The following is a 24,892-nucleotide window of genomic DNA, read 5'->3' as shown; positions in this document are numbered from 1 at the left end:
ATGGAACAAGGAAATTATTCGGTCGGTTTAGATATAGGGACAACTAAAATCGTTGCCATCATTGGTAAAAAGAATGAATATGGTAAAATTGAGATTTTAGGGATTGGTAAATCCAAGAGTCTTGGGGTTCATAGGGGTGTTGTTAACAATATCACGCAGACCATAAAATCTATACAACAGGCTGTGGAGCAGGCGGAGACCAATTCAGGACTTAAGATAGGTTCTGTGGTTGTTGGTATAGCCGGACAACATATACGCAGTCTTCAACATAGTGACTACATTACTCGAAAGGATTCTGAGGAAGTCATCAATGAGGACGATTTGGATTCTTTGTGCAATCAAGTTTACAAGCTAATAATGCTTCCTGGAGAGGAAATTATTCACGTTTTACCCCAAGAATATAAGGTGGACGGTCAGGCTGAAATTAAGGAACCGATTGGAATGTACGGTGGCAGATTGGAGGCCAATTTCCATGTAGTGGTAGGTCAGGTTTCGTCTATAAAGAATGTTGGCAGGTGTATCAAAAGTGCTGGATTGGATCTCGGTAATATCACCTTGGAGCCTTTGGCATCCGCCGATGCTGTGCTAAGTCATGAAGAGAAAGAGGCCGGTGTAGCTTTGATTGACATAGGAGGTGGAACCACGGATTTGGCCATTTTTAAGGACGGTATCATTAGACATACTGCTGTGATACCTTTTGGTGGCGGAGTCATAACAGAAGATATTAAAGAGGGTTGTTCCATTATAGAGAAACAAGCCGAAAGTTTAAAAGTAAGGTTTGGCTCTGCATGGCCGGGCGAAAACAAGGATAATGAAATTGTTTCCATTCAGGGTTTAAGGGGTAGGGAGCCCAAGGAAATCACCCTTAAAAATCTTTCAAAGATTATACATGCCAGGGTAGTGGAGATAATTGAACAAGTGTATGTGGAGATCAAGAATTATGGTCACGATGAACAAAAGAAAAAATTGATTGCAGGTATCGTCCTTACGGGTGGTGGCAGCCAGTTAAAGCACCTAAAACAGTTGGTGGAATATATTACCGGGATGGATACTAGAATCGGGTACCCTAACGAGCATTTGGCAGGGGATTCCGATGAGGAAGTGGCCAGTCCATTGTATGCCACTGCGGTAGGTTTACTGATGAACGCTATAAAGAGTCAGGAAAAAAAGACAGCTGTTCATGTCAATAAAATAAGGCAAGAAGAGGAGCCGGTTATGGCAGGTTTTGAAGAGGAGTCAGTGGTAAACCCAATGAAAAAGGAACGAAAATCGGTTTTTGATAAATGGTCTGAAAAATTAAAGGATTTCTTGGATAACGCCGAATAAAAAAATTGAATAAACACATTATAACCAGTAATAAAAATAATATGAGTAATCACAACGAATTTGATAGTATCTCTTTTGATCTTCCAAAAAATCAAAGCAACGTTATAAAGGTCATTGGTGTAGGTGGCGGTGGTAGCAACGCCATTAACCACATGTTCCAAGCCGGTATTAACGGTGTTGACTTTGTTATCTGTAATACGGATGCACAGGCCTTGGACAATAGTCCAGTGCCTATAAAGATTCAGTTGGGAGTATCATTGACGGAAGGATTGGGCGCTGGTGCCAATCCGGAGGTAGGAGAGCAGGCCGCGATGGAGAGTATGGAGGAAATCAAAGGCATGTTGGATAAAACTACCAAAATGATTTTCATTACCGCAGGAATGGGTGGGGGAACAGGAACTGGTGCTGCTCCCGTTATTGCCAAGTTTGCCAAGGAAATGGATGTTCTTACGGTTGGGATTGTAACTATGCCATTCCAATTCGAAGGTAAAATGCGTTGTGATCAGGCCCAACAGGGTATTGAAAAATTGAGAAAGAATGTGGATTCCTTGATTGTTATCAATAATAACAAACTAAGGGAGGTCTATGGTAACCTCGGTTTTAAAGCTGGATTTTCAAAGGCTGACGAAGTATTGGCAACTGCTGCTAGAGGTATTGCCGAGGTCATAACGCACCATTACACACAAAATATCGACTTGCGCGATGCTAAAACCGTTCTTTCCAACAGTGGAACTGCCATTATGGGCTCAGCCATAGCTTCGGGCTCTTCCAGGGCAAACGAGGCGATTATGAAAGCTTTGGATTCTCCGTTATTGAACGACAATAAGATTACTGGTGCCAAAAACGTGTTGTTACTGATAGTATCGGGAGCTCAAGAGATTACCATTGACGAAATCGGGGAAATCAATGACCATATTCAAATTGAAGCCGGATACGGAGCCAATATTATCATGGGTGTAGGTGAGGATGAATCCTTGGGAGAGGCCATTGCCGTAACTGTCATTGCAACGGGGTTTAACGTGGAGCAACAAGATGATATTGTAAATACCGAAGCAAAAAAAATTATTCATACGCTAGAAGATAATCAAAAGGCTGAGGCAGAATTACTTTCCAACAAGCGTACCGTGCACACTTTGGCAGTAGAGGAGGAAGAGGAAGAAATAGAGCAAGCTGTGGAAAGATATCAATTTTTGGATCCAGGGGATTTTGATTTGATCCCCACGACCAATTATATCAGAAACTTCAATGTATTCTATGAGGAAGTTATAGCCGATTCTATTTCTGAAGAGGATTTTGTGATAATAGATTCTTCGGCAAAAATCAGGGATATCGAAGTAATTGAACCTGAAATCTTAAGACATGCACGGGAAGAAGAGGACCAATTTTCCATGAGTTTTGATATGCCCTTGGAGGAAGAAGAAAATGAAAATGTAGTGGTGTTCAATTTTGATGATGAAATCAAGGATTTGGATGTAAAGGACAGTGTAGAGGTTATTCCCGTTTTGGAATACAATAAAAAAGGAGAGACCCGATATAGTTTGGACGACTATATGGAACTTGAAAATAGGTTGACCGGAGCTAAATCAAAGGCCGAAGAGTTCGAGCCAAAAATTATTGAAGACGAATTGGTTTTTGAAAAGAAGACCATTACAACTCCGGAAACTAAACCTCAAGAAAGCTCTATCGACCCGATGGAAACCCCAATTGAGGAATTGCTTAGGGAAAGGGCGGATGAAAGAAGGAGAAAGTTGAAAGATTTCAACTATAAGTTTAAAAATAGCTTGAGTAATATAGATGAAATTGAAAAGGAGCCAGCGTATAAAAGACAAGGGGTCAATTTAAATGATAATCCACGGGAAAAAAAATTTCAAGAACGAGCCTAAGCGATGATAGCAACGATGAAATTCAGTTAAGGTCCAACAATTCATTTTTACACGATAACGTGGATTAGAATTGAGTCAAAACAACTTTTTAAACCCGAAAACAAATCTTGTTTTCGGGTTTATTTTTATCTTTGCATTCCAAAAACCACAAATGATGAGTTTACAGGCAAAAGTAATGGAACAGATGAAGGTAGCTATGAAAGCTAAGGACACCGTGGCTTTGGAATCCTTGAGAGCTATCAAATCTGCACTTTTGTTGGAGAGTACCAGTGGTTCAGGTAAAGAGATAAGTGAGGAGGATGAGATAAAGTTGATCCGGAAACTGGTAAAGCAGCGTAAGGACAGTGCGGCTATTTTTATCGAACAAGGGAGACAGGATCTTGCCGACCCGGAATTGGCCCAGGTTGCGGTCATTGAACAATTTTTGCCGGAACAGCTTACCGAGGAAGAGGTTGAAAAGGTAGTGGTGCAGACCATAGATGCAACTGGAGCTTACGGTATGAAAGATATGGGAAAGGTAATGGGTATAGTCTCAAAGGAATTGGCAGGCCAAGCAGATGGCAAGACAATTTCCGCTATCGTAAAACAAAAATTAAGTTCTTAGGAAAATAGGATAATGGCTCCGTGGCGCAACTGAATAGCGCATCAGATTTCGGCTCTGAGGGTTGGGGGTTTGAATCCCTCCGGGGTCACTAGGCAAATCCCAATTCATTATAATGAATTGGGATTTTTATTTGTATACCATATATAGTATCCAAACCGCTCGACTGTCATTTTAAAAATTAACGCAACTTTAGGATAGTTGGTTCGGAACAAAACGAACTTTAAGGTATTTTCGTACTACGATTTACCTTATGGGCCTTTGTTCGGAACAAAAAAAACAGTTGATAGAGGAATTGGGTCTCTATTTTGAAAAGAGGCACGATTTGCCACCGCTTGCTGCACGTATCTATGCCATTATGGTTTTGTCCTCTATGGAGGGCTTTTCTTTTGATGAGCTTATGGTAATTACCCAAGCAAGCAAAAGTTCCGTCTCCACTAATTTGAATCTTTTATTACAATTAAAGTTTGTAGAATTTTTTACAAAGCCCGGTGAGCGAAAAAGATATTTTAGGAGTTACGGCAGCTTCTTGCAGAACATGCTAAAAGAGCAGTACAAGACTATAAATTCCGATTTGGAACTTACTAAAAAAGTAAATGAATTCAACCAAGAACACAATCCGGAAAATTATAGTAAAAAGGGATACATAGGAAAAATTTTCCATTCCTTTTTAGAACAAGAGAAATTAAATATTGAACAGACCCTACAAAGGATTAGGGATTTCAAAGAACAAAACTAGTAACAAACAAGCTGTCCAAAATGAAGAACATTTACAAACTCCTTTTTGCGCTTCCATTCTTAATGCTATTTTCCTGTGGAGAAGATACTACTGGAAACTCCGGGAACAATCCAACTGCCTTACCATTTCAAGTGATTGAAATTCCTACTATGAATGTTACCTCTTACACCACTTATCCCGCCAGCGTTGAAGGTATCGTCAATAGTGAGGTAAGGGCTAAAATATCCGGTTACATAACGGATGTTTTGGTGGACGAAGGTGAAAGGGTAAAAAAGGGAGAAACACTTTTTAAATTGGAAACTCAGTCCTTAAGTCAAGATGCAGCTGCCGCATCGGCAAATGTAAATGCTGCGCAGGTAGAGGTGGATAAGCTAAAACCATTGGTGGAAAAAAACATAATTAGCAAGGTACAGTTAGAAACAGCCAAAGCGAAGTTCGAACAAGCAAGGAGTGCCTATAATTCAATTAATGCCAATATTAATTATGGTAGTATTAAAAGCCCCGTAGATGGATTTGTTGGATCAATTAGGTTTAGACGAGGAGCTTTGGTAAGTCCAACAAATACGCAACCCTTGACGATAGTGGCAGATATAAGTAAAGTGTTCGCTTATTTTTCTATGAATGAGAAGGACTATCTCGATTTTATCCAAGACACCGAGGGTAATAATATAGAAGAAAAAATTAAGAACCTTCCTGAAGTGGAATTGATTTTGGCCAATGGTAGTGTATATGATCAAAAGGGTAAAATTGAGACGATAAACTCACAAGTGGATGCTGCAACGGGCGCCATTACTTTTAGGGCGAAGTTTGATAACCCTTTAAGGCTTTTGACAAATGGGAATAGTGCAAAGATTAGGATTCCAAAAGAATATGAAAATGTAATTGTGGTTCCCAAAGAAAGCACATTTGAAAGGCAAGGTAGTGTATATGTATATCAGGTAACACCTGATAGTAGCGCTGTTTCCAAAAGTATTGGTGTAATAAATGAAGTGGATAATCTGTACTTAGTGGATAGTGGTATTCAAGCAGGTACTACAATTGTTGGGCTCGGCATTGACAAGCTTAGGGGCGACGCCAAAATAATTCCAAAACCGGTGGCCTTCGATAGTGTGGCAAAACCTATCAAAACTTTGTTTAGATAAAAGTTGAATTACTGTAAATAGATTAGAATATGCTAAAAAAGTTTATTGAACGTCCAGTACTTTCAACCGTAATTTCGATCATCATCGTCATCCTGGGGTTACTAGGTCTTACCTCTTTGCCCATTACCCAATACCCTGATATTGCCCCACCGACCATTAGTGTGAGTGCCAACTATCCCGGAGCAAACGCTGAGACTATTTTGGAAAGTGTGATTATTCCATTGGAAGAACAAATAAATGGGGTGGAGGGCATGACTTATCTTACCTCTACGGCTACCAATAGTGGAACCGCTACGATAGATGTTTTTTTGATCAGGATGTCAATCCTGATATAGCGGCAGTTAACGTACAAAATAGGGTGGCTAGGGCAAATTCATTACTTCCCCAAGCTGTTATTCAAACCGGTGTTACCACCCGGAAACAGCAGACCAGTGCCTTAATGTTCATGTCCTTTTATAGTACGAATCCGGACTATGATGAAACCTTTGTTCAGAATTATCTTAAGATAAACGTTATTCCTGAAATACAAAGGGTTAATGGAGTGGGTAACGTTAACGTATTCGGGTCTAAGGATTACGCGATGCGAATATGGCTGCAACCGGAAAAATTAGCTGCATACAGCTTGATACCTTCCGATGTGGTGGCCGTTCTGAACGAGCAGAGTTTGGAAGCGGCAGCCGGTTCTCTCGGAGAAAATGACGGGGAAGCATTTAGCTATGTTATAAAATATGGTGGTAGGTTTAAGACGCAGGAACAATACAGCAACATAGTAGTAAAGGCCTTGGATAATGGCCGATTTCTTAGACTTGAGGATATTGCCGAAATTGAACTGGGTGCCCAATCCTATGCGGCAAGTTCTATGACGGCTGGCCATCCGGCGGTAAATATGGGAATTTATCAGACAAAGGGGTCCAACGCCCGGGAAATAATTCTTGAAATTGAAAATAGACTTGAACAGATAAGGGCGGATCTTCCATCGGGCATCAACATTTTTGTGCCTTATAACACGAACAATTTCTTGAATGCTTCCATAAAGAAAGTAGCCAGTACCTTAATAGAAGCATTTTTGCTGGTATTCTTAGTAGTGTTCATTTTCCTACAAGACTTTAGATCCACGCTCATACCGGCCATAGCGGTCCCTGTATCCATTATTGGAACATTTTTCTTTTTAAATCTTTTTGGTTATTCCATTAATCTTCTCACATTATTTGCCTTGGTTTTGGCCATAGGTATTGTAGTAGATGATGCCATTGTGGTAGTGGAAGCAGTACATGCCAAATTGGATGAAGGTGCTAAGAATCCCAAAAAAGCTACCATTACGGCCATGAATGAAATTTCAGGAGCCATAGTTTCCATTACATTGGTGATGGCCGCGGTGTTCATACCGGTTACGTTTGTGCAAGGATATACCGGAGTATTTTACGAACAGTTTGGGGTAACTTTGATCGTAGCTATAATAATTTCGGCCATCAACGCCTTAACCCTAAGCCCGGCTCTGTGTGCGTTGTTCTTGAAGCCTCATACGGAAGAGTCGGCTTCGAAAAAGAAAAATTTAAAACAGCGATTTTTTAATGCTTTTAATTCAGGTTTCAAGGCAACGACCAAAAAATATGGTCGTTCTGTAAATTTTCTATATCAACATAAGTGGGTAACGGCATTTATTCACGGTATTGGCATTGGTAGGAATTTGGTGGTCATCTGGAGTAGTGAAAACGGGTTTTGTGCCTGATGAGGATAGGGGAATAGTGTTTATGAATATTGAGCTACCTCCCGGTTCTTCTATTGATAGAACCCATGAAGTGAATGAAGAATTATATTCAAAAATAAAACAAATTCCAGGCGTACTTGATGGTTCTGTTATAGAAGGGCGTAGTTTTCTTGGCGGTGCCGGGAGTAATTATGGGCTAGGCTTTGTTCGATTAAAAGATTGGGATGAAAGAGGGGAGGATTCTCTTTCCATGGAATCGATAACTGCTAAAATGTTCGGGGTTGCGGCAACGATTCCGGAAGCTAATATCGTATTCTTTGCTCCACCCAGTATTCCAGGTTTTGGACGGTCCTCAGGAGTGGAGGTAAACTTATTGGATCGTGCTAGCGGTAGCTTTGCCGATTTGGATAGAATCAATAAACAGTTTATTTCCGACTTAACTCAAAGACCTGAAATTCAGTATGCCCAATCCTCTTTTGATACAGGATATCCGCAATATGAATTGGAAATAAATGTGCCGAGGGCCAAGGAACTGGGTGTTTCCGTTAGTAGTATATTTGCCACATTGCAAGGATATATTGGTAGTGTTTTTGCTGCAGATTTTTCTCGTTTCGGTAAGCAATACCGGGTTTATGTACAAGCTCTCCCGGAGGATAGGGCGGACAGGGACAATCTTGACCAAATGTTCGTAAGAACTTCAGAAGGTGTTATGACGCCCATTACGGAATTTATAAGCTTGGAGCGGGTTTATGAATGCACAATCAGTTACCAGGTTTAATCTCTTCAACTCTACCAAGATTACGGCTGCCACTAATCCCGGATATAGCTCGGGTGATGCCATCAAAGCGGTGGAGGAAGTTGCGCAATCCCTACCCACGACCTTTTCAATCGCTTATTCAGGTTTGACAAGGGAAGAAGTAAATGCTGGAGATCAGACAACCACCATCTTCCTGCTTTCGTTGGTATTCGTGTATTTTCTACTCGCCGCACAATATGAAAGTTATTTAATACCTTTTTCAGTTTTGTTTTCATTGCCTTTAGGAGTGTTTGGTGCCTATTTTACTACACAAATAGCAGGACTACAGAACAATATCTATTTTCAGATCGCCTTGATTATGTTATTGGGTCTTCTTGCAAAAAATGCGATCCTCATTGTGGAGTTTGCACTGCAGCGTCGTAAACAAGGCCTTAGTATTCTCGATGCGGCCGTGGAAGGGGCGGAATCGAGATTACGACCCATTTTAATGACCTCCTTTGCATTTATATTGGGTTTGATGCCATTAGCGCTGGCAAGCGGAGTTGGGGCCGAGGGAAATAGATCGATAGGTACCGGAGCCGTTGGTGGATTATTGATTGGGACAGTCATTGGGGTTTTTGTAATCCCTACCTTATTTATATTCTTCCAATGGTTGCAGGAGAAGATATCGGGAGCACCAAAATTTAAAGAAGTTCAAAAGGCCCAATAATTAATTGATTATGGTTTTGTCAAAATATATAAAAGTTGGATTTGCCGCAATTGCACCATTTTTATTGGTGTCATGTTTTTCGGCCAAAACATACGAAAGAACGAAAGATGTTACTTTGGATGCCCAATATTTTAGAACGGATTCCTTGCAAAAGGATAGTACGTCCTTGGCTTTGGTTTCATGGAAGGAATTGTTTACAGATCCCTATCTTCAAAGCTATATTGAAGAAGCTCTTGAAAATAATATTGATATTCGAAAGGCCATTCAACGAATTTTGATTTCGGAAGCTTACCTAAAACAGGGAAAGTCCGGCTATTTTCCTACGTTAAACCTGAACCCAAAATATACCCATACGGAGATCTCAGGTAATAGTCAGTTTGGGGGGCTTTTTAACAGATTGGATCAATACGAGGTAAGTGGCGGACTGTCTTGGGAGGCTGATATTTGGGGTAAAATTAGGAGTAATAAAAGGGCTTTCGAGGCAAGTTATCTACAATCCGTCGCTGCCCATAAAGCTGTGAAAAGCACCTTGGTGGGTAATATAGCTTCCCTATATTACCAGCTGTTGTCATTGGACGAACAAATTCAGATTGCAAAACTTACCATAGAAAATCGTTCCAACGGATTGGAAACGACCAAAGCCCTAAAGGAGTGCGGGAGTGTTACGGAAGTTGCAGTAAAGCAAACCGAAGCGCAATTATATACTGCCCAGGCCCTGTTGATTGACTTGGAAAATTCAGCGAAGCTTTTAGAAAATACCCTGTCCTTGATTTTAGGTAGTGAACCCAAGGAAATCGTAAGAAGCAATTTGGAAGAGCAAAAAATAAATACATCGTTAAGTGCAGGAGTGCCGGCTCAACTATTAGCGAACAGACCGGATGTGATAGCTGCAGAGTATGGATTAATTAATGCGTTTGAACTTACGAATGTCGCTAGAAGTAATTTTTACCCGTCCATTACGCTAACTGCGAATGGAGGACTTCAAAGCTTGGAGGTAAATAAATTGTTCGATACCAACTCGTTGTTTGCCTCGGTAGTTGGAGGGCTAACGCAACCTTTGTTCAATGGTAGAAGAATACGAACCCAATATGAGGTAAACATGGCCCAACAGGAACAATCAAAATTAGATTTTAAATATGCACTTTTGAACGCTTCAAAGGAGGTTTCGGACGCTCTTTTTTCTTACAATGCGGCCATAAACAAAATCGGGATAAAGAAAAAAGAGTATGAAGCTTACATTTTGGCCAGGGAATATTCACAGGAGCTTTTGGATAATGGTTTGGCCAATTACTTGGAAGTATTAAATGCTCGGCAAAATGCGCTCAATACAAATTTGGATCTTATTTCGACTAAAAATACGAAACTACAGGCTATAGTGGACTTATACTTGGCGTTGGGAGGTGGTTGGAATTAAAAGTTTTATGTATGCTTGTTTCCTAAGATATTGGCTATAATCATCTTCGCATGTATTCTAGAATTTTCAATAAACCACTTATGGGTTTCCATTCCACCACATATTACACCGGCCAAATATAGATTCGAAATATTTGTTTCCATAGTCTCGGGATTGTATTCCGGTAGTCTCTTTTCATCGTCAGAAATATGAATTCCCAACATTTTTAGAAATTCGAAGTTTGGTTTATAACCCGTAAGTGCCAATACAAAATCGTTGGGGATTGTTTTGGATTTTCCATTTTCATTGATGATTTCCAAGGAGTCCTTATGAATGGCCTTTACGGTGCTATTGTAGTAAGCCGTAATACTACCTTCCTCAATCCTGTTGATGATATCTCGGCCGTACCCAGTATTTAACCCTTTGACCCACTTCAGCCCCCCTAATAATTAGCGTAACTTCTGCCCCCTTTCTCCAACATTCCAATGCTGCGTCTATAGCACTATTGCTTGCCCCAACAACTGCTACCTTCTGACCGGCATAAAAGTGGGGATTATCGTAGTAATGGGATACTTTTGGCAATTCCTCTCCCGGTACATTCAATAAGTTGGGAATATCATAAAATCCAGTGGCAACGATGATGTTTTTAGCTTGGTAATGCCCCTTGCTTGTGTTTACCTGAAAAATGTCATTCAACTTTTTAACATCCTCAACTTTTTCAAAAAGATGTATGTTGAGTTTGTTGGTAGTTACAATTCTTCGGTAATATTCAAGTGCTTCGTCTCTCTTCGGTTTTGCCTCTTTACTGATAAATGGAATTTCATCTATCTCTAGTCTTTCAGATGATGAAAAAAACTGCATGTTGGTAGGATAGTTGAATAGAGAATTAACTATAGGCCCTTTTTCCAGTATAACATATGACAGCTCTTTTTTTTGTGCCTCTAGACCACATGCAATGCCTATTGGCCCGCCTCCTATAATGACAATATCAAACAATTCCATTTTCATTTATATATAAAAGGTCTAAGTTTTGTAAAGCCTCAAAATTAGCCATTTTAAACAAGAATCGTAGAGAGCTTCGGCTTCGAAAATAATGTAAAGATTCTATACATGATTTTTATCATGCTTTTTGAAGAACTAGTGACCGAACTTTAAGTATCATTAAAAATCAAAATTATGAGTCTAAGACACAGAGTACCCGTTTCAACCATTATGACAAAGAAAATCATCACATTAAATAGCAATGATGAACTGGAAACCGCAGAACGCCTTTTCAAAGAAAATAATATTCGGCATATACCTGTGGTAGAGGGTGAAAGGATCAAAGGGATGTTAAGCCTGACGGACTTGCTACGTATCAGCTTTGCCGATGGGGCATACGAAGAGGATTCCGATGTGGAAACCATTGTATACAACATGTTCACGATTTCTCAAGTCATGGCCAAAAACCTTAAAAGTATTTCCTCTGATACTACCATCAAAGAAGTTGCTGAAATTTTAGCTCATAATGAGTTCCATGCACTCCCGGTTGTAGATGAAGAAAAGTTAGTAGGAATTGTAACGACTACAGATTTGATAAAATATCTATTGGAACAATATTAGTTTTTGGTTAGCAAAGGGTGGTCAAAATCGCTAATAAAGCGTTGACCACCTTTTGTTTTAATTCCCTCCGGCTACCAATTTGAGGTCTAAAATGGTTTGTTTGGGATTTTTACTTTTAAAAACAAAGCTTCCGGCTACCAAAACATCGGCACCTGCATCCGTCAATTTTTTGGCGTTTTCCGTGGAAACACCTCCATCAATTTCTATAAGTACGGAAGCATTTTTTCTATCTATAAGTTCCTTTAGGGCCTTGATTTTACCGTAGGTGTTTTCAATAAAAGACTGTCCCCCAAACCCAGGGTTCACACTCATAATCAACACTAAATCAATATCATTGATAATATCCTCCAGTAGATTGATGTTGGTGTGCGGATTTAGGGAAACACCGGCTTTCATACCTTTTGACTTAATGGCCTGTATGGTACGATGTAAATGGGTACATGCTTCATAATGAACCGTAAGGATTGAGGCTCCAAGTTCTGCAAACGTTTCAATATATCTATCGGGGTCAATTATCATCAAATGTACATCCAGCGGTTTCGTAGCATGTTTCTTAATGGCCTTTATCACGGGCATACCATACGAAATGTTGGGAACAAAAACTCCATCCATGACGTCAATATGGTGCCAATCAGCTACACTGGATTCCACCATTTCTACATCACGTTGTAAATTTCCAAAGTCGGCCGCTAGGAGCGAAGGTGCTATCTTAGTCTTGGTCATTTTTCAGATATCCATTTATTCCGAACAAAAATAGGCATTTGTTTTCCGAAGCGACTAAATTTTTATGTGGCTTTCCAAATCATTATTCTAATGGAGACAACCCTTTTTCCACTAAAAGTTTATCGACCTTAGGTTTATTGTCCGATAGTATTTTGTCCAAATTGTCCAAATGTACCTTTAATTCGGCCGAAAGCTCCTCAAACACCTTGTAAGCACCATCCGTAGGTTTGGCCTCTCCGGACTCCACACTTCTCCGTAAGGAAGCCAATCTATTGTTCAGCTTTATCGGAAAATTTAATGGATCCTGACCGGATTGATTTTTCACTTGGTACAGCTCTTCTTCAATACCTGATAATTTCTCCATAAACGGTACAATTGTTTTGCCATATTCCTTGGTTGTAAATTTTGCCTTGTTTTCCTCTAAATAGGATTTCATCTTCCGTATTTTGATGACCGCTTTGTTGGCATCACTGGTTTTGTTCATTATTTTGTTGGCCAATTCAAATTGTTCTTCCAAATCTTCCTTGGTGATACCTTTTAAATTTGGGTGCATTTCAATATTAAAAACATAGGTTTCTTCATAATCACCTGTTTTCATTTTAACCTTATAGGTGCCCAAAGGGGCTTTGGGTCCTCTTGCTGGCCGTGCGCTCCAAATTATCATTCCGTCGAAGGTGGTAGCACCCGGATAACGTAAATCCCACGTGAAGGTATTTAGACCTTGGGCCGTTGTAGGCTTGGATGAACCGCCTCTTTGCCAACTGGGTATATTGGGGTCTTCTTTATATTCCGTTTTGCTGCCGGTAAAGCGATCAATCAATTGGTCATTAACATCATAAATCTCGAATGTTATGGTATCCAATTGACTTTTTAAATAATATTGAACTGCTGCCTGGTTTATACCCCTAATGACATTTTGCGGTTTAAAAAGTACCGCATCTTGATTTTTCATTTCAGGTGTGTACTGGCGTAAGGGTTGAATATCATCGAGAATCCAAAAACCACGGCCATGAGTACCTAATACTACATCATTATCCTTAATTACCAAATCCCTAACCGGGGTATCGGGTAGTTTTAATTGTAGACTTTGCCATAATTCACCATCATTCATTGAGAAATAGACACCGTGTTCCGTAGCAAGGAATAATAGACCTTCCCTTACAGGGTCTTCCCTTACGGCCCTAGCAAAATGCCCTTCGGAAATTCCGTTGATGATTTTGGTCCAAGTCTTTCCGTAATCATGAGTTTTAAAAACGTAAGGTTGTCTGTCATCTACCTGATATCGGTTCGCCGCAACATATAAAGTTCCGGGGTTATGAATCGATTCATCTATAATACTGACCCTCGAAAATTTTGGTAAATCTTGTGGGGTAATATCTTCCCAGCTTTTACCACCATCCCGTGTAATATGTATTTTACCATCATCTGAACCTGCCCAAATGGTATTGATATCATGGTTCGATGGAGCAAGGGCGAAGACGGTCGCATAAATTTCAGGTCCATTCATATCCATAGTAATTACACCGCCAGTTTTTCCTAAGGTGGAAGGATCGGCATACGTAAGATCCGGACTAATTTTTTCCCAAGACTGTCCGTCATCTGTGGTTTTCCGGACATGCTGGGAACAGGTATACATAACATTTGAATCCTTTGGTGCGAACATGATCGGAAAGGTCCATTGCCAACGTTCCGGAAGTGCACTTGCCGGTTCCCCTGAAAAAAATCTTGGGTATACCTGAATATCTCGAGATTGTCCATTGCTTCTATCATATCTCGGTAAGAAGGGCACCTTGGCTACCAGCATAAAAAATATCCGGATTTTCCGGATGTTGTGTTATCCAGCCACTCTCTCCACCTCCTACGGCATAATACCACCCATGGTTAGGTCCCCTGGCCTGCATATGGTCCCATCCATCACTGGGGACAGCTACGGTACTATTGTCCTGTTGGGCACCCGCCACATGATAGGGCACATCGCTGGTGGCCATGACGTGATACAATTGAGTAGTTACATAGTCTTCTTCTGTCCAGGTTTTACCACCGTTAATACTAACGATACCTCCTCCATCATTGGAAGAAATCATTCTGTTTGGGTCATTTGGGTCAATCCACAGATCATGGTTATCACCATGCGGTACTTTTATTTCTGTATCGAACGTTTTACCGCCATCGTTAGATTTCCAAAAATCGACATTAAGGCCGTACACCGTTTCCTTATCAACGGGATCAGCGTAAATTCCGGAATAATAGAATGCCCGTTGACGTAGCTTTCGCTCGTTATTGGTCAGTTCCCAAGTTTCACCTCCATCATCCGACCTAAAAACTCCTCCTTCATTGGCTTCTACGATGGCCCATACCCTATTGGAATCTGCTGGGGAAACCGTAACTCCTATCTTTCCTAAAGGACCTTTTGGCATCCCTGGATTCTTAGAAAGGTCCGTCCAAGTTTCACCTGCATTGGTGGACTTCCACAACTTACAATCAGGTCCACCTCCCCACATTTTCCAAGCTTTTCTTTGTACCTGCCAAGTACTGGCGTACAGAACATTAGGGTTGTTTCTATCGATGATTAAATCCACCGCGCCTGCCTTCGGACTTACATAAAGTACTTTTTCCCAAGTGGCTCCACCATTGGCGCTTTTAAAAACGCCACGTTCCTCGTTATCTCCGTAAGGATGACCTAAAGCAGCTACATACACAATATCAGGGTTGGTTGGATGGATTCGGATTCGCGATATAGCTTGGGTTTCTTTCAAACCTAGGTGCTTCCAGGTTTCACCGGCGTCTGTAGATTTATAAACACCATCTCCTTGGGTGATACTTCCCCTAAGTTGTACTTCGCCCATTCCAATATAGACAATGTCTGGATTGGTTTCAGCAACGGCAACTGCACCTACGGAAGAACTAGTAATTTGGCCATCCGTAACGGGTTTCCATTCAGTACCTCCATCGGTGGTTTTCCATAACCCACCCCCTGTAGCCCCAAAGTAGTATTCATGGGGCCTGCTAGGGCTTCCTGCAGAACCCAGTGACCTACCTCCTCGTGCAGGATCAATATTGCGCCATTCCAATTTTTTATAGAATGATGTATCTATTGGAGTATTTCCATCTTGGGAAAAGTTCGGTGTTAAACAGAAAAATAAAATGGTAAACAGGGGGAAAGCGTACTTCGGATTCATCTAAGTAATGGTTTGATTATAATTGAATAGCTATATCTCGTTGTCTAAAAATAGACAAACTAAAAATGGTGTTTCTAAAAGCTGACTATAAAAGCATGTTCAACCCAAACTTTTTTGAGTTTGCTAAAATCATGACCTATTTCCTAACACTTTCTTTTAAAACCAACATTAAAATACCGTCTCGGGAACATCATTTATAGGATTCATGGTTTTCATCCCCTCCCGATTGTAAATATTTAAAGAGATCTTTTATCTCCTGTTCGTTTAGTCGGTTCAGTAAACCTCCGGGCATTGGGGAAATTGGTGATATTCCCCTTTCCTCTACATCTTCTTTTCTTATATTAACCGTATAGGTCTCGTTAAATGGATTGGGCATTAAGACAATTTCATCCTCATTTTCAGATTTTACTCTTCCTGCTAGATTTTTTCCATCCTTAAGCACAAATAAGGTGTGGGCATACTGGTCCGATATTTCATCATTTGGACTTGCAATGGAAAGAATTAAGTCACCAGTGCCAAATTTAGTATGAGCTTGGGTAAGATCAGATCCTGCCGCTCCGCCTTCACCACGCATTCTATGGCAAAGAATACACATTGCAGCTTCAAAAGCCCTTTTTCCATCCTCGTAAGAACCTCCTTTTACTTCTTCATTGTATATGATATCCTGTAAATCCCCAGCCGTATAGATTCCACCAGGTCCCTCAGGTTGCGGTAAATCGGCCACCGCATCCGAAGGGGAGTATTCTCCTGATATTTCCTTAAAATATTCTTTTTCTGACTCAGGGACATGGGACATGGCCCTTTGCCTCACATTTTCCATGTATGCCTTGAAGCTCATTCCGCCTTTAGAGCCCAAAACATCATAAAACCAGGAAAAATATTTTTCCCTTAGTTCTTTAGTCCAACCTTTTTCGGCATTACTTAAGAGCATGCCATAGTATATGGCTTCACTTGGTGGCATTTTTGCAATTACTTCCCTAATGACTTCCCCATATTGTTCACTTCTAAGTGTTGTCTCCTCATCCAAGAGTTCAACACCTTCAGAAACCGTTTTTTCTTCCGTATGTTTAATTAACTGATTGACCAATCCTTCGGTAATCCCATCGGCTTCTAAAAATAAAAGCAACTGGCCTAGCTCCTTGTTTACACTGTTATTGGTGTTTGGAAAATATTGATTTAGTTTATTCGCTATCTTCTCACTTGTAGCAGGCATAGGTTTACCCATTCGAATGAAGGAAAGCGAGTAGGCCCGAAGGTAGGCCAGCTGATCCTCGTTGTTCAGTTTATCAAGGTTAATGGAGTTCAACTTTTGGTGAATAAATTGTTGATTTTGAGTGTTATCCGTCCTGGCTATGGCAACACTGGCATTGATAAGCTTTAAAGGGTCGGTTTCAGTAAGATAACGATCTCTCCAATCTTCAAATGAAGCATGCTCTAAGACCATGCGTGAAGCATATCGAATAAAACGATCTTCATGATATAAATTATCCCAAGCAAGTGAAAGTCCTTCCTCTGTAGTATTTTTTTGAAAGGATTCCAAGGAATGGCGCAGTTCCCGTAACTGCTTGTTTTTGTCATTATCAGCAATATCTGCATCTGCCCCAACATCACCAGTATATGTTAGTCGGTATAAATGGGAATCCGGATTTCGACCTCCAGTAGCAAAATATAAATTACCGTCTGAACCAGAAATCATGTCAGTGAGAGGTAGAGGTGTTCCAGAGAAAAACTGTTCCCTTTTGGCTTCATAACTACTTCCTTTAGGAATTAAATCAATAAAATACACCGTTCCAAAACTCCAGTCCATTACCAAAAGACCATTTTTATATTTGGCCGGGAAATTTAGAGTGGCAGCGGAAAGGACAGCAGTTGGTGAACCTTGCTCCAAGTTGTGTACGGCCGGCAGATTATCCGGATAGTACGCCGGCCATTTACCTGAGCCAGTACGCCATCCGTATTCACTTCCCGGGACAACGTGACAAATACGAGTAGGCCTATACCAAGGCATTCCAATATCCCATTCCATGTCAGAGTCATAGGTGAACAATTCCCCATCTTTGTTAAAAGCTATATCAAATGGATTTCTATACCCGGCAGATATCAACTCCCATTCTGTTCCTTCCGGATTAAATTTTGCGACCCATCCTCCAGGTGCCTTTATATCATTGGCATGTCCACGAGCATCTAAATAAGGGGTAATTAGGTTATCCTCGTTCCAGTTATTGGGCAACCTACTATTGTTCTTCAAAATATCCGGAACCAAGGTGTGGTTTCCGGCAATAAAATAAATTTCCATTCCATCTGGCGATAATACCATGCTATGTGGCCCATGCTCCCCATCTCCTTGTAATTTTAGAAGCATGTTGCTTTGATCCAATACGCCGTCTCCATCGGTATCTTCAATTCTATAAATCCCACTTCCGAAACTGGAGTCTTCATCCCATCTTTTATTAACGGAAACATACAAGCTATTGAATGCCCAAAGCAACCCATGTGCTTGCCCAATTTCTATATCCAAGGGTGTTACATCTTTTTTAGAAAGTTCTTCTCCAGTTTTGGGAGGGGTAAATGAATATATTTTTCCGTATTGATCACATGAATATACAACACCTTCAGGTCCTTGTGCTAGGGCAACCCATGAGCCTTGCTCGTAGGCACTTGGATGATAAATTTCCTCCAAGTAAAAACCTTCGGGAATGTTGAATTTAATTTCAGAGTCCTGCTCGCCTGCATTACTACCGGATTCGCTATTACATGCACCTGTAATCGCAACCATAGCTACAATTGCGATAAACTGAAGTAAGAATTTGTTCATGGATAAAAAGTTGGTCTTTTAGATAGCTAAAAGATACAAAACTTAACAAGACAATGATAAGGACTTATTTATCCGTTTCGTATTTGTCTTAAACCTTCATACACGGTGATGGCCACAGCATTTGCCAAATTTAGGCTCCTAATATGATTGCTGTAAAGTGGTATTTTATAGATATGATTCTCGAATTTTTTTAAAATTTCATTGGATAGTCCTGACGATTCTTTTCCAAAAACAAGAAAGGAATTATGGTCAAAAGAGGCATTATAATAGTATTGTGAACCATGCGAAGAGAAGAATAGCATTTTTTTATCTGCATTTATCTCGAAAAAGGAGTCGGTATCCTCATAATAAATCTTTTCAAGATGCTCCCAGTAATCCAATCCAGCCCTTTTTAATCTTTTATCCGTAATCTCAAAACCGAAAGGTTTTACAAGATGAAGGGTACATCCGGTAGCCAAAGCCAGTCTACCAATATTTCCAGTATTATTAGGTATTTCCGGTTCAATTAGCACAATGTTCATCACTAAACTATTTTAGAGTTTTCAGGTATAAACATTCTACTTTTTTCGGCCCAAGGAGTTTTCCTGAGGAAGGTGAGACAAGATTTGATTGAGGGATTGTTCTTAAAGCAGTTGATGTTGATTTCTTTAGACAATTCCTCCCATGTGTAAAGCTGCGTAAGATGTCCCATAATATCGACCAATTTTACCCCATGTAGCGGATTGTTTTTCTGTGTCATGAATTTTTAACTTTTAAAGGCGATGAGCATTGATATTGGTGGAACATCAATATAATCCTTAATTATTTTTGATCCGTCAAAATCAAAATCATCCTTGAAGACGGCCAGTTTATGGGTATCAGGCAGCGGATACCTATAAGATTCTTTTTTAGCATTATAGATGATTAGAATTTCCTCCCATGAATCGTTATTGGCGTTATTTTCTAAAGTAAAGGAAATCAGCCCGTCCTCTACTATTTGAAAATTTAAGTTCTTGGTGACGTTCTCAGCGTTTGACATTGAAAAAGCAGGATGTCTTTTACGGAGCGAAATCAAGTTTTTGTAGTATTGGTAAACTCCTTCATTGTCATTCTTTAAGTTCCAGTCTATTTGATTGATGCTATCTCGGTAGGTTATAGGAATTGTGTTCTCCTTGTTTGGTCCTTAAAAATTCTACTCCCGAGTGCAAGAATGGAGTGCCCTGTGAAGTTAAAACAATGGCATTGGCCAGTTTGTGCATGGATATTAATTCTTCTCGGCTGGCGGATGGACTGGAGATTTTTAGTTTGTCATACAACGTATGGTTATCATGGCAGGATGTATAGGATATTGATTGCCAAGGCTCAATGGTCCAAGGTTTTTTCGAATAATTGACTCTGTTATATTCGACTTGGGGATGTTGAATTCCTCCAACCACGCCAAATTTGATAGATTCTTCCATTTTCTTGGCACCATTTACAAAACCAGTATCCTCATCTTCAAACACGGAACCCTTTAGACCGTCCCTTATATCATCACTAAATGCGGCAATCTTGGGCAGTTGTCTCATATGTTTTTTAAGGGCTCTTTTTTCTTCGGGAAGTGGAGAGTCGTTGGCTGTCCACCCCTCACCATACAGAAGTGCATTGGGGTTAATTTTTTTAATAGACGAAGAAATTTTGTTCATTGTTTCAATATCGTGAATACCCATTAAATCGAATCTAAAACCATCGATATGGTATTCTTTTGTCCAATATACCAGGGATTCAAGCATAAATTTTTTCATCATGGGTCTTTCGGATGCCGTTTCGTTGCCGCACGCGGCCGCATCTGAATAACTACCATCTTCGTTGTGACGGTAATAATACCCTGGAACCTCTTGATTAAATAGTGATTCCCCCGTTTTTCCAGTATGGTTATAAACAACATCCGAATTACTCCAATACCTTGGTCATGAAAGGCTTTCACCATTTGCTTAAACTCTTTGATCTTAACTGTTGCGTCATATGGGTCAGTAGCGTAGGAACCTTCAGGTACATTATAATTTTTGGGGTCGTATCCCCAATTATACTGTGGTGTATTTAAATTGGTTTCATCAATGGAATAGTGGTCAAAGGAGGGTAGTAAATGAACATGTGTAATACCAAGTTCCTTAAGATGATCGATTCCAGTTTTAACGTCGCCAGGTCCTATGGAATTTGGTTCCACTAAACCAATAAATTTTCCTTTGTTTTTGGCGCCCGATTTTGGATGAATGGTCATGTCCCTAACATGCAGTTCGTAGATAACAGCCTTATTTGGAGTTTCTATGGTAGGACTACTGTCTTTTCCCCATCCTTACGGATTTGTAGTTTCCAAGTTCAATACCATAGCCCTATCTCCATTTACCCCAACCGCCTGGGCATACATACCTGGGGTTTCATCCAGCCAATTGTTCTGTACCTTTACCTGAAAGGTGTAATACGTTCCCTCTAAATCTCCTTCTATTTTTTTGGTCCAAACACCGTTACTGGCGAGATTCATTTGGTGGGTAGTAAAAGGTCCGGATTCATTTCCTTTATTAAAAAGACGAATTATTACTTCTTGGGCGGTAGGTGCCCATATTTTGAGAATTGTAGCGTCTTTATCATAATTTGGCCACAGATCAGTATTTTCGGCAAAAGGGTAGGAGTCATAATCTTTTACTTCGAAATCTTTTTGGCAGGATTTTGTCAATATCATGAAAATAGCGGAAATGATAAATAATTTCATTGGGAGGAAAAATTCCTATCAAGATAGGGAAAATATGATGTTAGATGTAGCGTTTAATATTTTTGAATTGGTAATTGATTGATTTAAAATATTTTAGAAAATGTCCTAAAATGAAAAAACTCCGGTAATCAGCCGGAGTTTATTCATCAATCAAAAAACGAACAGTCATGATAAACTGTTGTTACCTATAAAATTACAACTTATATGCCAAATTTCCAATTTAGGGAATCTTTAACGTGTAATTTTTACTATTATCCTAGGTAAGTCTTTAATATCTTACTTCTAGATGTGTGTTTTAACCTACGAATCGCCTTTTCTTTAATTTGTCGTACTCTTTCCCTTGTAAGGTCAAAAGTCTCACCTATCTCTTCCAAGGTCATAGAATGTTGACCTGCAAGGCCAAAATATAGCCTAATAACATCGGCTTCCCTAGGGGTCAATGTTTCAAGGGCACGCTCAATTTCCGTACGTAAAGACTCATGCAACAATTCCTTGTCCGGATTTGGGGACTCCCCACTACGTAAAACATCGTAAAGGTTGGAATCCTCACCATCGATTAAAGGAGCATCCATGGATACGTGACGACCGGGAGTTTTTCAAGGATTGTTTAACGTCCTCTACGGTCATGTCCAATTCTTTGGCAATTTCTTCAGCAGAAGGAACACGTTCGTGTGCCTGCTCCAAGAAGGCGAAAGTTTTGTTGATCTTATTAATAGATCCAATTTTGTTCAAAGGCAAACGAACGATACGGGACTGTTCTGCCAATGCTTGTAATATAGATTGACGGATCCACCATACGGCGTAGGAGATGAATTTAAATCCCCGCGTTTCGTCAAAACGCTGTGCAGCTTTGATTAGGCCAAGGTTGCCCTCGTTGATCAAATCCGGTAAAGTAAGGCCTTGGTTTTGGTACTGCTTAGCAACCGACACCACGAATCTAAGGTTGGCCTTTGTTAGTTTTTCAAGAGCGATCTGGTCGCCTGCCTTGATGCGTTGTGCCAACTCTACTTCTTCATCAGCGGTAATCAAGTCAACTTTTCCAATTTCTTGCAAATACTTGTCCAAGGATGCGGTCTCCCTATTGGTGACCTGTTTTGTAATCTTAAGCTGTCTCATGAATAAAAATTAAGTTCAATTTGCATAGACTGCATATACTTATACGTAAATTTTCTTGGAATGTTACAATTGGGTATAAAAAAGTTCATTTAATCGTTCAAGTGAATAAAAAAGCCCCAACCATTGGTTGAGGCTTTGTATTTCCAGGATTAAATTTAATCCCTTCTCGGTTTTCTATCTCGATCACGGTTTCTATCGTTTCCACGACGATCGTCCCGGCGATTGTTATCGCGAGGTGGTCTTTCCTTAAATCCTTCCGGTTTGGGTAAAAGTGCCTTTCTCGGATACTTTTTCCTTTTTCGTCCTTGAATCAATACCGAAATATTTTACGTCAAAAACATCTCCCATGTTCACGACATCGGAAACATTCTCAGTGCGTTCCCAGGCCAATTCGGAAACATGTAACAATACTTCGTTGCCAGGTGCTTCGGTATATTCCACTACAGCACCAAAATCAAGCATTTTGATAACTTTTACTTCATAAACGCTACCAACCTCAGGCTTGAACATCAACGAATCAATTTTGGCCAAAACCGCATCAATACCTGCTTGGTCAGTACCTAATATTTCCACAATTCCTTCTTCGGTTACAGGATCTTCATTTATAACAATCGTGGTTTTGGTTTCTTTTTGAAGTTCTTGGATAACCTTACCTCCAGGTCCAATCAGGGCGCCAATATATTCATTAGGAATAATACGGGTAACCATTTTTGGAGCATGCGGTTTAACATCAGAATTGGGAGTCGCAATGGTATCTGTCAACTTTTCCAAGATGTGTAAACGTCCGTCACGAGCTTGTTTCAAGGCTTTTACTAAAATTTCGTAGGATAGACCCTTTACTTTGATATCCATTTGGCAAGCTGTAATACCGTCAGCCGTACCAGTCACCTTAAAGTCCATATCGCCCAAATGATCTTCATCTCCAAGGATATCCGAAAGAACGGCATATTTACCGGACTCGGTATCGGTAATCAATCCCATGGCGATACCTGAAACCGGTTTTTTCAACTGTACACCGGCATCCATAAGGGCCATTGTTCCTGAACAAACGGTTGCCATGGATGAAGAACCATTGGATTCCAATACTTCGGATACAACACGTACTGTATATGGACAATCCTCAGGTACCATTCTTTTCAATGCTCTTTGAGCCAAGTTACCGTGCCCAACTTCCCTTCTTGAAGTACCACGAATTGGTCCGGCCTCTCCGGTTGAGAATGGAGGGAAGTTATAATGTAGGTAAAAACGTTCCTCACCTTCATAAGAAGGCATATCAATTTGGTTGCTGTCTCTTGAAGTACCCAAGGTTACAGTAGCCAAAGCTTGCGTTTCACCCCTGGTAAATATTGCAGAACCGTGGGTAGATGGTAGGTAATCCACTTCGCACCAAATAGGACGAATTTCATTGGTTTTACGACCATCCAAACGTAATCCATCGTTTAAGGTAAGGTCACGAACGGCAGCTTTTTCTGCTTTGTAGAAATATTTGGAAATCAAACCTCCAAATTCTTCTTGCTCCTCTTCGGAGAAAGAAGCAATCACTTCTTCCTTAATGGCTTCAAAAGCAGCACTTCTCTCATGCTTAGCGGAACCTGCTTTAGCAATTTCATATACCTTATTATAGGTAAGGTCATGAACCTTCTTGGCTAAATCCTCATCTTCTGCCTCAGGCTCATACTCACGGGTTTCTTTTTTGCCGAAAGCTTCGGCCAAACGAACTTGGGCATCACATTGAACCTTGATGGCCTCATGCGCGAACTTAATGGCCTCTGTCATTTCCTCTTCAGAAATTTCATCCATTTCACCTTCCACCATCATTACGGAATCAGCCGATGCGCCAATAATCATATCGATATCGGATTCTTGTAACTGGGCCAAGGTAGGGTTAATGATGAACTCGCCGTTTACTCTACCTACACGTACTTCTGAAATAGGGCATTCAAAAGGAAAATCCGATAATTGAATAGCGGCAGATGCAGCCAAACCTGCCATAGCATCCGGCATTACATCTTCGTCATGAGACATTAACTGAATCATCACTTGTGTTTCAGAGTGATAGTCTTTTGGGAATAAAGGGCGTAATACACGGTCAACCAAACGCATGGTTAATACTTCACCATCACTTGGACGCGCTTCCCTTTTGAAAAATCCTCCAGGATACCGTCCTGCAGCAGCGAATTTTTCTCGATAATCTACTGTCAACGGTAGAAAATCCACATCAGAAGCTTTGTAATTGGAAACAACTGTACATAATAACATACATTTTCCGGATTGAACAACAACAGAGCCATGTGCCTGCTTTGCCAATTTTCCGGTTTCGATAGAAATTTCCCTACCGTCACCAAGGTCTATGACCTCTCTAAATACTTTTGGAATCATAAAATTTGATTAAATCCTGATTTACTTTCAGGTTTGTTAAACAATGGTCTAACCGACGTTTTTCGGTCGGTGTTGTTGTGTTGTTGTATGGA

16 protein-coding genes, 1 tRNA gene and 5 pseudogenes are annotated in these 24,892 nt (G+C 40.3%); 9 read left to right on the top strand and 13 right to left on the bottom strand.

The annotated features are described in order from the left end of the window. The 8 genes and pseudogenes from ftsA (at position 1) to NYZ99_RS14415 (ending at position 10,279) form a co-directional block, all read left to right on the top strand. Positions 1-1,326, top strand: a complete 1,326-nt coding sequence (gene ftsA, locus NYZ99_RS14450) for a cell division protein FtsA (protein ID WP_260571906.1) — start codon at positions 1-3, stop codon at positions 1,324-1,326. A 41-nt stretch (positions 1,327-1,367) separates the two neighbouring features. Next, positions 1,368-3,277, top strand: a pseudogene (gene ftsZ, locus NYZ99_RS14445) (cell division protein FtsZ). An 86-nt stretch (positions 3,278-3,363) separates the two neighbouring features. Next, the gene (locus NYZ99_RS14440) at positions 3,364-3,813 is read left to right on the top strand and encodes a GatB/YqeY domain-containing protein (protein ID WP_260575250.1); all 450 of its coding nucleotides are present in this window, start codon (positions 3,364-3,366) and stop codon (positions 3,811-3,813) included. Between the two features lie 14 nt (positions 3,814-3,827). After that, positions 3,828-3,901 (top strand) — tRNA-Arg (locus tag NYZ99_RS14435). A 192-nt stretch (positions 3,902-4,093) separates the two neighbouring features. Continuing rightward, positions 4,094-4,549 (top strand): GbsR/MarR family transcriptional regulator, encoded by a 456-nt coding sequence (locus NYZ99_RS14430; RefSeq protein ID WP_260571903.1) that lies wholly within the window; start codon positions 4,094-4,096, stop codon positions 4,547-4,549. Between the two features lie 20 nt (positions 4,550-4,569). Next, a complete protein-coding gene (locus tag NYZ99_RS14425) occupies positions 4,570-5,691 on the top strand; it encodes an efflux RND transporter periplasmic adaptor subunit (protein WP_260571901.1) in 1,122 nt (373 codons plus the stop codon). Positions 5,692-5,720: 29 nt separating this feature from the next. Beyond that, positions 5,721-8,865 (top strand): annotated as a pseudogene (locus tag NYZ99_RS14420) (efflux RND transporter permease subunit). 10 nt (positions 8,866-8,875) lie between these two features. Further along, on the top strand, positions 8,876-10,279 hold the full coding sequence (locus tag NYZ99_RS14415) for a TolC family protein (protein WP_260571898.1): 1,404 nt from the start codon (positions 8,876-8,878) through the stop codon (positions 10,277-10,279). A 5-nt stretch (positions 10,280-10,284) separates the two neighbouring features. Here NYZ99_RS14415 and NYZ99_RS14410 read toward each other — a convergent pair. After that, a pseudogene (locus tag NYZ99_RS14410) lies at positions 10,285-11,260 on the bottom strand (YpdA family putative bacillithiol disulfide reductase). Between the two features lie 174 nt (positions 11,261-11,434). On the opposite strand from NYZ99_RS14410, the gene NYZ99_RS14405 reads away from it, so the two are divergent. Then, entirely contained in the window at positions 11,435-11,860 is a 426-nt protein-coding gene (locus tag NYZ99_RS14405; protein WP_260571895.1) for a CBS domain-containing protein, read from the top strand. Positions 11,861-11,917: 57 nt separating this feature from the next. Here NYZ99_RS14405 and rpe read toward each other — a convergent pair whose 3' ends face one another. The 12 genes and pseudogenes from rpe to NYZ99_RS14345 all read right to left on the bottom strand — a co-directional run bounded on the left by rpe (position 11,918) and on the right by NYZ99_RS14345 (position 24,800). Beyond that, positions 11,918-12,583, bottom strand: coding sequence for a ribulose-phosphate 3-epimerase (gene rpe / locus NYZ99_RS14400; RefSeq protein WP_260571892.1), 666 nt, complete (start codon positions 12,581-12,583; stop codon positions 11,918-11,920). 82 nt (positions 12,584-12,665) lie between these two features. Further along, positions 12,666-14,387: a WD40/YVTN/BNR-like repeat-containing protein gene (locus tag NYZ99_RS14395; RefSeq protein ID WP_260571889.1), complete on the bottom strand. Its 1,722-nt coding sequence runs from the start codon at positions 14,385-14,387 to the stop codon at positions 12,666-12,668. Beyond that, positions 14,350-15,762 carry a WD40/YVTN/BNR-like repeat-containing protein gene (locus NYZ99_RS14390; protein WP_260571887.1) on the bottom strand — a complete coding sequence of 471 codons (1,413 nt, stop codon included), beginning with the start codon at positions 15,760-15,762 and terminating at the stop codon, positions 14,350-14,352. The genes NYZ99_RS14395 and NYZ99_RS14390 overlap by 38 nt, the downstream gene beginning before the upstream one ends. A 190-nt stretch (positions 15,763-15,952) precedes the next feature. Next, positions 15,953-18,577 (bottom strand): c-type cytochrome, encoded by a 2,625-nt coding sequence (locus tag NYZ99_RS14385; protein ID WP_260571885.1) that lies wholly within the window; start codon positions 18,575-18,577, stop codon positions 15,953-15,955. Positions 18,578-18,645: 68 nt separating this feature from the next. Beyond that, positions 18,646-19,098, bottom strand: coding sequence for a tRNA (cytidine(34)-2'-O)-methyltransferase (locus tag NYZ99_RS14380; RefSeq protein ID WP_260571882.1), 453 nt, complete (start codon positions 19,096-19,098; stop codon positions 18,646-18,648). 2 nt (positions 19,099-19,100) lie between these two features. Further along, a complete protein-coding gene (locus NYZ99_RS14375) occupies positions 19,101-19,268 on the bottom strand; it encodes a VF530 family DNA-binding protein (RefSeq protein ID WP_338039456.1) in 168 nt (55 codons plus the stop codon). 54 nt (positions 19,269-19,322) lie between these two features. Further along, entirely contained in the window at positions 19,323-19,631 is a 309-nt protein-coding gene (locus NYZ99_RS14370; protein ID WP_260571880.1) for a hypothetical protein, read from the bottom strand. 64 nt (positions 19,632-19,695) lie between these two features. Further along, the gene (locus tag NYZ99_RS14365) at positions 19,696-20,343 is read right to left on the bottom strand and encodes an alpha-amylase family protein (RefSeq protein ID WP_260571877.1); all 648 of its coding nucleotides are present in this window, start codon (positions 20,341-20,343) and stop codon (positions 19,696-19,698) included. Beyond that, the gene (locus tag NYZ99_RS14360) at positions 20,340-20,816 is read right to left on the bottom strand and encodes an alpha-amylase family protein (protein WP_260571875.1); all 477 of its coding nucleotides are present in this window, start codon (positions 20,814-20,816) and stop codon (positions 20,340-20,342) included. The genes NYZ99_RS14365 and NYZ99_RS14360 overlap by 4 nt, the downstream gene beginning before the upstream one ends. Positions 20,817-20,891: 75 nt before the next feature. After that, the gene (locus NYZ99_RS14355) at positions 20,892-21,305 is read right to left on the bottom strand and encodes an early set domain-containing protein (protein ID WP_260571872.1); all 414 of its coding nucleotides are present in this window, start codon (positions 21,303-21,305) and stop codon (positions 20,892-20,894) included. Positions 21,306-21,556: 251 nt separating this feature from the next. Continuing rightward, positions 21,557-22,421: pseudogene (locus tag NYZ99_RS14350) on the bottom strand (sigma-70 family RNA polymerase sigma factor). Between the two features lie 155 nt (positions 22,422-22,576). Then, a pseudogene (locus NYZ99_RS14345) lies at positions 22,577-24,800 on the bottom strand (polyribonucleotide nucleotidyltransferase). Positions 24,801-24,892: the final 92 nt, after the last annotated feature.

The sequence above is a fragment of the Maribacter litopenaei genome (assembly GCF_025244665.1).
Taxonomy (GTDB): domain Bacteria; phylum Bacteroidota; class Bacteroidia; order Flavobacteriales; family Flavobacteriaceae; genus Maribacter; species Maribacter litopenaei.
The sequence above is the reverse complement of the archived record's forward strand: the minus strand, read 5'-3'. Positions and strand labels throughout refer to the sequence as shown.

Bases quoted from the DNA above. Each gene is read 5' to 3' on its own strand.
- ftsA (WP_260571906.1), top strand. From the start codon at position 1: ATGGAACAAGGAAATTATTCGGTCGGTTTAGATATAGGGACAACTAAA.
- NYZ99_RS14440 (WP_260575250.1), top strand. From the start codon at position 3,364: ATGAGTTTACAGGCAAAAGTAATGGAACAGATGAAGGTAGCTATGAAA.
- NYZ99_RS14425 (WP_260571901.1), top strand. From the start codon at position 4,570: ATGAAGAACATTTACAAACTCCTTTTTGCGCTTCCATTCTTAATGCTA.
- NYZ99_RS14415 (WP_260571898.1), top strand. From the start codon at position 8,876: ATGGTTTTGTCAAAATATATAAAAGTTGGATTTGCCGCAATTGCACCA.
- NYZ99_RS14405 (WP_260571895.1), top strand. From the start codon at position 11,435: ATGAGTCTAAGACACAGAGTACCCGTTTCAACCATTATGACAAAGAAA.
- rpe (WP_260571892.1), bottom strand. From the start codon at position 12,583: ATGACCAAGACTAAGATAGCACCTTCGCTCCTAGCGGCCGACTTTGGA.
- NYZ99_RS14395 (WP_260571889.1), bottom strand. From the start codon at position 14,387: ATGCTGGTAGCCAAGGTGCCCTTCTTACCGAGATATGATAGAAGCAAT.
- NYZ99_RS14390 (WP_260571887.1), bottom strand. From the start codon at position 15,762: ATGAATCCGAAGTACGCTTTCCCCCTGTTTACCATTTTATTTTTCTGT.
- NYZ99_RS14385 (WP_260571885.1), bottom strand. From the start codon at position 18,577: ATGAACAAATTCTTACTTCAGTTTATCGCAATTGTAGCTATGGTTGCG.
- NYZ99_RS14380 (WP_260571882.1), bottom strand. From the start codon at position 19,098: ATGAACATTGTGCTAATTGAACCGGAAATACCTAATAATACTGGAAAT.
- NYZ99_RS14375 (WP_338039456.1), bottom strand. From the start codon at position 19,268: ATGGGACATCTTACGCAGCTTTACACATGGGAGGAATTGTCTAAAGAA.
- NYZ99_RS14365 (WP_260571877.1), bottom strand. From the start codon at position 20,343: ATGATGAAAAAATTTATGCTTGAATCCCTGGTATATTGGACAAAAGAA.
- NYZ99_RS14360 (WP_260571875.1), bottom strand. From the start codon at position 20,816: ATGACCATTCATCCAAAATCGGGCGCCAAAAACAAAGGAAAATTTATT.
- NYZ99_RS14355 (WP_260571872.1), bottom strand. From the start codon at position 21,305: ATGAAATTATTTATCATTTCCGCTATTTTCATGATATTGACAAAATCC.